This window comes from Cruoricaptor ignavus, from assembly GCF_900141665.1.
Classification (GTDB): Bacteria; Bacteroidota; Bacteroidia; order Flavobacteriales; family Weeksellaceae; genus Cruoricaptor; species Cruoricaptor ignavus.
Map to the genome: position 1 here is coordinate 1 of NZ_FQYI01000018.1, position 7552 is coordinate 7552.

Below are 7552 nucleotides of genomic sequence, written 5' to 3' on the forward strand. Positions count from 1 at the left end.
GTATTTCTGGCGCCACTTGTACAAAGTGGCTGTGCTGATGCCGTTTTCCCTTGCCAACTCCTCGGCACTGCGGCCTCCGGAAAACTCCTTTAAAACACCTGCAATCTTTGCAGGACTGAATGTGCTCTTTTTCATTGTCTTGATTACGATTTAAAGTTAATAATTTTATACTTTTAAACCGTACTGTTTTCGGGGGAGCTTACACCAACGCCACAAAAAAAGCAGTCCTGCCGAAAAAACTGCTTTGTGTATCTAAATTCTGAAAACGACAACTCCATAAGAGGACCATCATGCTGCTGAAAAGCTACCGGAGCTTCCGTTCAACGGGCTTTCATCTTCTGTCCTGCGGACAAGACGAAAGCTTAGTTATTAGCCGTAGTTTTTTAATCCGCAGAATCTGTAATTCTTAAAACATTGTTTATTGTGTCAATTTCTGTTTCTAATTTTCGACTACTGTTTGGAAATGTGATAGTTCGAACATAAGTTTGATTAATTTTAAAATTTCGGATAGTTTGATTATTCACAAGTTCTTTTTCATATTCATTATTCCAATACGAATCAAATTCTTCAGATTTTACGGTTTTAAATTTTCTCGAATTCTTTATGTCGTTTATTAACCTAAACTTATCTTTCTCAGAAATCAGAATTTCATAATCAGTATAATAATCAACTAAAGTTTGCTCGTCATTTGCATTTACGATTTTGAAATTGTCAGATAGTTTTAAGTCAGATTCAGTCAGTTTTCGCTCAATATTTTCAAAATCAGAACTTTGAAAAAAATAATAACCAGCAAATAATAGAATAAGTAATGAAACTATAATAATTGAAACTTCTTTCAATCCATTAAATTTTTTCACAAAAATTAAAAATAAAACACAAGGAATTATTATTAAAAGTAGAAGAATAAAAATTATTAAAAACACTCTCTTTTTTATTTGACGGTTTTTCTACAAAATTACGGCTAACGGTCTGCGTGTATGTGTCAGGAGCGGTTTTTGAAGCCGAAACTTTCAACTATGTACTGACCCCATAAGCAAAACCATTTTTTATTTGCTAATTTAGACTTTTTCAGCGAATAAAAAAATGGTTTTTGCGGAATAGAAAATCGAAACTTCGATTTTGCACTTAACCCGCTCTTGCACATACACGATGTTGGTAGCCGTTTTTTTATTACAGCGAAAATCGCACTTTAATTAGCATTTGTCTTGGTCTTAATCTAAGGTTTGTTTCCACATAACTAAACTCACTTATGTTTATAGTTTGGTAATTTTTTGTGTTAAAAATGTTATTAAATTGCAATTCCAAGTCTATGTTTTTCTTTTTCCAATTATAACAATAGATTAGGTCTGAAAATAAATTTTCGTTATTTTCTGTGAACAAGTTGTTATTGATATATTCTGTCTTAATTGCAAAAAGATGATTTTTTTTTGGATAAAAGTTTAAGTTTAACAAATGATTTTGTTGTGTAATCGTGTTATTTGATAAACCTTGAATTTGATTTTTAGAGAACATCCATTTTGCTTGGTATTCAGTATTGAACCATTCTGAAAAGTCGGTTTCTAACTTTGTCCCAAATCCCCAATTTTGGTTTTGAATATCTGTGACTTCAGTATTGAGAATTTGCTGAAAATCCTGTATTCCATAATTAGCGTTTAAAGTTGCGTTAGAGTTAAACTTACTAAAATATTTGCTAAATCGGGTAGAAAAATTGTGATTGATTCTATCATTGTCTTGATTTATAGCATTTAATTCTGTTGCTCCATTTTCTAAAATTTGGGTTTGGTAAAGTATATTATTTTCACTTCTGATTTGCGTATAAACAATATTCCAAAATAAGGATTTTATTGGGTTTCGATAAGAAATCCCACCTGAAAATGTCTGGTTAAATGTTAGTGGCAGTGGTGTATTGATACGTTTTATATTTCTATAATTTTGTAAAATGTAAGCATAATGCAATTGATTAATCGTCCCGAATTGGTTGCTTACACTTGCTGACGTATTAAATTTCCAAAATGCATTAGCATCATAAATTATGGCTAATCTAGGCTCAAAAGTTAATCTATTCAAATTTTGATTTTCAATCAATGTTTTATCTTCTATTTGATATGAATGAAAGTTAATTGGTAAATTTAATTCTAACCTCCATTTGTTTTTCTTGTACTGGGTTTGTAAATCAGTATAGAATTTTGTTCTTGTCCAGTTTAAATCATTCCTAAACTCATTGCCTAAGTTTTGATTTTCGGAAGTTGCGATTTCACTTTCCAAGTTTTGCTTTTCAAACTGAAAACCCAATTTCGGATTAAAACTAAACTCTTTCCAACCTTTTGTAAAACCAATGGAATTATTGGTGTAAAAGGTTTTTAAATCAATATCTTGCCATACTTTTTCATATTCATTTCCATCGTTCAGTAATTCTTGAAATTGTCCTGGATTTACGACCAACGTTTGAGGTGTTTGGTTGTAGCCAATGTATGAATTTAGATTCATTAATTGTTTCCCGATTGGAAATATGGTTTTCAGTTTATTAGAGAGTTTAAAATAATGGTTATTTAAATTTTGAGTTAATAGCTCTTGATTGGTTGCAATATCTCCAGTTTGACTATCCCAAAACCCTTGAAATTGCAAACTGTTATTCAAATAATTCTTATCTATGTTTCTTTGTAGTGTAAGATTAGATTCAAGGGAATTAAAATAGAGTTGGTTGTACTTTTGTTCTAATAAAGTAATTGTATCAGTTGGTGTAAAAAACTGTGTGTTGGTAAACCCATTTTGTTGTTGATAATCATTCAAATATGACACATTCAATCTTAATTCATAATCTTTTTTAAGTTTATGTAGATAGTTTCCTGTCAGCATATGAACATTGTTGTCTAACCATCTTTTTTCTGAAAAATTTGGATTTTTCAGTTTCTGAATTTCTAACCAATCTTGCTTTCCGTTTCCATTTTCAAATTGCTCCAAAAGGTCTTCTATGGTTAAAGTTTTGAGTTGAGAACCCACATTGTCTCCAATATTATTGGTTTGATAAGAAACCAACATTTGCTGTTTTTTAGTAAATAAAAGAGGGGTTACATTGGCATCCCAAAGCATTGGTGAAAAACCTGAACCTAATTCAGCTTGACCTGTGAAAGTGTAAGCGTTTTTTAGTTTGATATTGAGTGCAGCTTTGTCAGAAAATTGCAAACTATCCAAAATTTTTATAGGTTGGTGGTTTTCAAGAATTTGTATTTTACTCACTTCTTTGTGTGGTAGATTTTCATTGGCAAGATTGTACTTTCCTTCTAATAAATCTAGTCCTTCTATATAATATTTATTGATAGGTTTTCCTTCATAAAGGATTTTACCATCGCTCAAAACTTCTATTCCGGGTAATCGTTTTAGTACATCAGAAATAGTTCGGTCTTGCTCTTTAGCAAAAGAGTTTACAGAGTAATTAATTGTGTCTCCTTTTCGTGTAATGGGCGAACCTTTTATAATAATCTCTTTTAGCTCGACTACCTTTTCATTAAGCTGAAAGTTTTGCGTTTGTGTTTTACTTGTTATAGTTTTTGTAATGGTGGCAAATCCCATATTTCGCACTTGTATGTCAACTTCCTTATCATCAGATGAAAATGTAATGCTGAACAACCCTTTCTTGTCAGAAATGTCATAGGCGATAATGTTGTCTGTCCCAACTTGGTTAATAACCACACTTGCTCTTGAAACAGGATTGCCTGTTTCGGTGTGTAAAGTTCCGCTTATAGTAACTTGAGAAAAGCAAACATTACTGATTAAGAAAAAAAGCCATAAAACGAGTTGTTTCATTCATTAATGAGTTCTATGGGGTTGTTTTTATATTTATTTCTCTCTCTATGGGTTTTGTCATATTTGTCTAATCCTTCTTTAGGAATTTGAATATTTGGATTGTACAAAATCAAGGATGGTTTTTCCTTTATTTTATTCTGAAACTCATTAAATTGTTTTTTTGTAACTTCTGTATAATCAGATTTATTCATATAGACACTGTAATCACTCATTTTTTGAATTGCAATAGCTTTGAAATGATAATGATTTTTATTATCATATAATTCCAAAATTAATCCTGGCAGATTTTTAAATTTATACGGACCATCACTAATTAAGATTTCTGTAGAAAACCAAGCTGTATATTTTCTTCCTCTAAAGTTAGTTTCTGCTTTCTTACATTTTTGGTTAAGAATTGTTTTAACTGAATCATTTTGAATCTTCCAATCCAATTTCACATCATCTTGAATAAAATATTTATATGCCGTATAATCATAAAATACCAAATCAGATTCGAGATTATTATCTTTTAATATATTGAATTTAAATTCTGGCTTTTTAATTTGAAATAGGCTATGCGGATTTTTTGAAGTTAAGATTGAATCTTTTAAAAAATTTGCTTCTGACTGAAAATAGGAGTTTTTATTTTCGTTTAAAATATCAAGTAAAAAAAACTCAGTATCTACAATATTTAAGTTAGTTGAATCTATCTTGTATTCCAACAAATATTTTACTCTAATTGCATCTTGTGCATAAGTTTTTGAAATAAAAATAAGTGAAATGATAATTAAAATGTTTTTCATATTCTAAATTTTATTAAAGGGCAAGTTGATTGAAACTTGCCCTTTTATGTTAAATTAAAAATTAACAACCACCATCCCAAGCCCAAAGAAATGAGATTAATTCTGCGGTTGAAATACAACATCCTGAAACTTCCCAAACACCTCCGCAAGAATCATAAAATGTAAAACTAAATTCATCTCTTTCTAATACTTGACTAACAACAATATCTCCTGATTTTACCTTGTTGACAAAGGTTTGGTAATCAATTGTTGTAACATTCACTACAGTTACATTTTCATTAACTGTTTCTACTTCGTTTGTGTTTGCAAAAGCAAACGTTCCTACTAGCATAAAGCTAGTGCAAAAAATACATTTTTCATTAATGGTTAAAAGTCTAAACATTATAAGTTTATGGTCACTATAGTTTAGTTCGTGGACTATCCACTTTAGACCTGTCGGCTTTCATTCTTCACTTTCAGAGAGTCAATTTACGTTTTTCTTTCAAATTCCGTAAGTCGGATGGTCATTTAATTGCTCCTGTTTTGTTTCAAAATGGCTACCAACGGAAAAGGGCTTTGCGAGGTGCGGGCTACTGCAACCGAGATTTCAAGAGGTGACCGAACGCTAGCAAAAACTTTTTCCATTTTTTAAAATTATGAAAAAACTAAAAAATGGAAAAAGTTTTTGTGGGTATTTTTACAAATCTCTCTGAGGATTCCTTCAACCCCGCCTTTTGCAAAACCCATGTTGTATGACGTTTTTATTTTTTAATAACTATTTTATTTCTAATGGTAATATTTTCACTCAAGAAGAGTTGAAATTTAGTTGGTTTTTTCAAGCCGATTAGTAAGTTTTTATTTATTAACAATCCAACATTTCCACCTGTATTATAGGCTTTTATATTTTTACTTGGGTTATATCTAAATCCCCAACCTCCAAATTCTCTAATAGGATTATATTCAATCAATTCAATAGTATTAATTTTATCCCAACTTAAATGTTTTTCTTTAATTATTGGAAAAAAAGAATATGTTATCCCATCTTCAGATATTACTACTCTCAATTTGAGAATAATAAAAAAAAGTATGATTAAGAAAGCCATACATAATCCTATAATTGCTGATGTTGATGGATAATTTGTAAAATGTTGAGTTCCATCATAAAGCATGCCTGAAAAAATTATAATTAGTATAAGCCAAAGCCAGTATTGACTAAATCTTTGATTTTCTATATATATATTCATTTTTAAAAATTTTTAATGTTGTTGGTAACAAATAGAGAGCTAAACCAGCGGTCATAACCAAAAAGAAACTAAACAATCCTAAAAAAAAGAAGCCTTGGCGCTCTAAAAACGACAACTCCATAAGAGGACCATCATGCTGCTGAAAAGCTACCGGAGCTTCCGTTCAACGGGCTTTCATCTTCTGTCCTGCGGACAAGACGAAAGCTTAGTTATTGTACGATGTATTTTTATTCTATTTCAATAGGATTATTGTCTTTTTTGAATTTCTCTTTTAAAAATTTATTGACTTCACTTTCGTCTTCAAAAGTAATACCTCTGTTTTTTAAATCATTTATTGCATTTTCTTGAAATGTTTTTTTCGCTTGGAGAAATTTATCTCTAGTAGTTTCGATAACTTTTTTATTGCTATTTCCCTCTATCATAACGATTTCCGGAATTTCTTTGACACTTTTTAGACTGAAATCAAATTGGTTTTGACTATCAGAAATTTTTACAATTAGACCAGGTAATCCAAAAAACTTATATGGTCCATCAGGTATAGGAATATCTTCCGTATACCATGCAATGTAATCTCTACCTGCAAATTTTGTAGTAGCACTTCTGCAATTTAGATTTCCTATTTTTAAGGTTTTATTAGTAGGCTTCCATTCAAACTTTGTTATATCTTCCGCATATCTATATTTGTCGGAAAAAATTTTATCTGTAATTTCATATTTATTGGTGTCAAATTTTTTTTCAATTACATAATTGTGTTTGAAATTTGGGATAAATTTTAATTTCCCATAAACATTCATCGGAGAATTTCCTAATTTTTCTTCATTAAATAATAGAGAATCCTTTTGATACATAAAGTAACTTTGAAATATAGATTTTGATTTGCTTCGAAACAAAACCATATCTTCTGTTCTTTTTAGAGTATCTTGTTTATTTGGTTGATACTTAAATTCGTAAATAACTCTAACCACTTTTTCTTCCATTTTTTGCGCCATAATTATTTGGGAAGAGAAAAAGACAAGTGTAAATAAAAATAATTTTTTCATTTTAGCATAATTTAAAAGGGGTAGTGTTATCTTTTTTAATCATTTGATGGGTGGATAATTGATTTTCATATTTAAATCAATCGGATTATTATTATTTAAAATAGCTTTTCTTATTTCTTTGCTCAACTGATTAAAGTTAGGGTTCTCGATTGTATTCCCATCATCATCTTGGAAATAACCTTTAATCTGTCCTGATTTGACCTCTTTATAGGGGTCTAAATAATAATCAATCTTTATTTTTTTTATTTTTGAATAATCAATTTTGATTGGTATCATATGATAATAGTTCTCAAGAAAATTACTGGTATCGAATTCCTTAGGAATATTTATATTCTGTACAAAAGTAAATATATAGTCTTTCCTCTCATCATTAACTTCTAAAATCATTCCTGGAAGTCCAGAAAATTTGTATGGACCATAAGGGAAAGGTATTTCTTGAGTAAACCACGCGATCCAATTTCTTTTTCCAAAATTGCATTCGGCTTTTTGAACTTTGAATGGGCCAATATTTCTAAATTCATTCTTTATCTTCCATTCCATTTTATCATTTGTTTTATAAACGTAAACATTCTGCAATAAATTCTCGTAATTAAAGTAAGTATTGGTACTGTAGACTCCCCATTTTCAGTACGCTTCAAAAGTAGAATTTTTTCTTGATATTTTACTGCTGTTGTTGTCGGATGTGGAAAAGCGGTCAGGAAAA

At 30.0% G+C, this 7552-nt stretch carries 7 protein-coding genes and 1 pseudogene; all 8 read right to left on the reverse strand.

What is annotated here, in order from left to right; translation table 11 throughout:
• A partial coding sequence (locus BUB43_RS11585) for a transposase (RefSeq protein WP_143154114.1) occupies window positions 1-135 on the reverse strand: 135 nt, incomplete at its 3' end.
• A 248-nt stretch (window positions 136-383) separates the two neighbouring features.
• Complete coding sequence (locus BUB43_RS10760; protein WP_143154115.1) at window positions 384-839, reverse strand: hypothetical protein; 456 nt, start codon at window positions 837-839, stop codon at window positions 384-386.
• Between the two features lie 331 nt (window positions 840-1170).
• A complete protein-coding gene (locus BUB43_RS10765; protein WP_073181009.1) occupies window positions 1171-3804 on the reverse strand; it encodes a carboxypeptidase-like regulatory domain-containing protein in 2634 nt (877 codons plus the stop codon).
• The gene (locus tag BUB43_RS10770; RefSeq protein ID WP_073181011.1) at window positions 3801-4586 is read right to left on the reverse strand and encodes a GLPGLI family protein; all 786 of its coding nucleotides are present in this window, start codon (window positions 4584-4586) and stop codon (window positions 3801-3803) included. The genes BUB43_RS10765 and BUB43_RS10770 overlap by 4 nt, the downstream gene beginning before the upstream one ends.
• A 61-nt stretch (window positions 4587-4647) precedes the next feature.
• The gene (locus BUB43_RS10775; protein WP_143154116.1) at window positions 4648-4968 is read right to left on the reverse strand and encodes a hypothetical protein; all 321 of its coding nucleotides are present in this window, start codon (window positions 4966-4968) and stop codon (window positions 4648-4650) included.
• Window positions 4969-5326: 358 nt separating this feature from the next.
• The gene (locus tag BUB43_RS10780; protein WP_073181015.1) at window positions 5327-5809 is read right to left on the reverse strand and encodes a hypothetical protein; all 483 of its coding nucleotides are present in this window, start codon (window positions 5807-5809) and stop codon (window positions 5327-5329) included.
• Window positions 5810-6036: 227 nt separating this feature from the next.
• Window positions 6037-6849: a GLPGLI family protein gene (locus BUB43_RS10785; RefSeq protein WP_073181017.1), complete on the reverse strand. Its 813-nt coding sequence runs from the start codon at window positions 6847-6849 to the stop codon at window positions 6037-6039.
• Between the two features lie 39 nt (window positions 6850-6888).
• Window positions 6889-7449: pseudogene (locus BUB43_RS10790) on the reverse strand (GLPGLI family protein); the annotation flags it as partial.
• Window positions 7450-7552: the final 103 nt, after the last annotated feature.

Excerpts from the sequence above, each read along its gene's own strand:
- BUB43_RS10785 (WP_073181017.1), bottom strand. The coding sequence starts at position 6,849 with ATGAAAAAATTATTTTTATTTACACTTGTCTTTTTCTCTTCCCAAATA.
- BUB43_RS10775 (WP_143154116.1), bottom strand. The coding sequence starts at position 4,968 with ATGTTTAGACTTTTAACCATTAATGAAAAATGTATTTTTTGCACTAGC.
- BUB43_RS10780 (WP_073181015.1), bottom strand. The coding sequence starts at position 5,809 with ATGAATATATATATAGAAAATCAAAGATTTAGTCAATACTGGCTTTGG.
- BUB43_RS10765 (WP_073181009.1), bottom strand. The coding sequence starts at position 3,804 with ATGAAACAACTCGTTTTATGGCTTTTTTTCTTAATCAGTAATGTTTGC.
- BUB43_RS10770 (WP_073181011.1), bottom strand. The coding sequence starts at position 4,586 with ATGAAAAACATTTTAATTATCATTTCACTTATTTTTATTTCAAAAACT.